The sequence below is a fragment of the Listeria floridensis FSL S10-1187 genome (genome assembly GCF_000525875.1).
In the GTDB taxonomy this organism is placed as follows: domain Bacteria; phylum Bacillota; class Bacilli; order Lactobacillales; family Listeriaceae; genus Listeria; species Listeria floridensis.
Map to the genome: position 1 here is coordinate 1 of NZ_AODF01000064.1, position 1,169 is coordinate 1,169.

At 41.8% G+C, this 1,169-nt stretch carries 1 protein-coding gene; it reads left to right on the plus strand.

Features of this window, described 5'->3' with window-relative positions; genetic code table 11:
- Window positions 1–57: 57 nt before the first annotated feature.
- A partial coding sequence (locus tag MFLO_RS13860; protein ID WP_241433679.1) for an Ig-like domain-containing protein occupies window positions 58–1,169 on the plus strand: 1,112 nt, incomplete at its 3' end.

Sequence of the window (1,169 nt, forward strand, 5' to 3'; positions counted from 1 at the left end):
TCGGATCGTGATAATTATAGCGTTTGGGCTGATTCAAGTGGTAAATGGAGTGCTTCCTTGAAGAAAGCACTTGTTAAAGGGGAAGTAGTTTCTTTCCAAGGTATTAACTCGGCTGGCTCTTATGGTCAACTACGTCAAATTACTGTCGGAGATGCAATTAGTGTAGCCAAGCCAACTATCAATAAAGTTACTAACATGCAAACATCTGTAACCGGTACAGCTCCTGCTAACTCAACGGTAAAACTTACTATTAATGGTACAACTTATACAGGAACTGCGAGTAGTTCAGGTTCATACACAATTACAATTCCAAAGCAAAATGTTGGGACAGTTATTTCAGCAACAGCTACCCAAAGTGGGGTAACAAGTGCAGCGACAACAACTACTGTTGTTAATGGAGATACTACAGCTCCAAATGCACCAGTTATTAATTCAATTACAAATACTCAGCGAGTTGTAACAGGAACAGCAGAAGCATACAGTACTGTAATCTTGTATGTGAATTCAACAATTGTTGGAACCGGTACAGCAACAGCTAGCGGAACCTTCTCGATTACAATGAATTCGACTTATGCAACTGGAACACTTGTACGTGGAACGGCAAAAGATGCAGCAGGTAATGTTAGTGCATACGGAAGCCGTACAGTAACATCAAGTGATACAATTGCGCCAAATGCACCTGGAATTGATGCGGTATCTGATAACCAAAGAGTTGTAACAGGAACAGCAGAAGCATACAGCACGGTAAAACTTTATATTGGTGGAGCCTTGGTTGGGACGACAACAGCAACAGCTAGTGGAACTTACTCAATTACAATGAGCTCGACCTATCCAGCAGGTACGGTTATTCAAGGAACAGCAACAGATGCAGCAGGTAATGTCAGTGCATATGGTAGTCGTATTGTTACAGCAAATGACACTACAGCTCCAAATGCACCTAGTATCAATGCAATTACTGATAAACAAGTGGTTGTAACAGGAACAGCGGAAGCAAACAGCACGGTTAAACTCTATGTGAATGGAACAGTTGTTGGGACAGGAACAGCAACTTCTACGGGAACGTATTCAATTACAATGAATTCGACTTATCCAGTAGGAACAGTGGTTCAAGCTAATGCAACGGATGCAGCAGGCAATGTTGGTCCATATGCAAGTCGAGTAGTTACTTC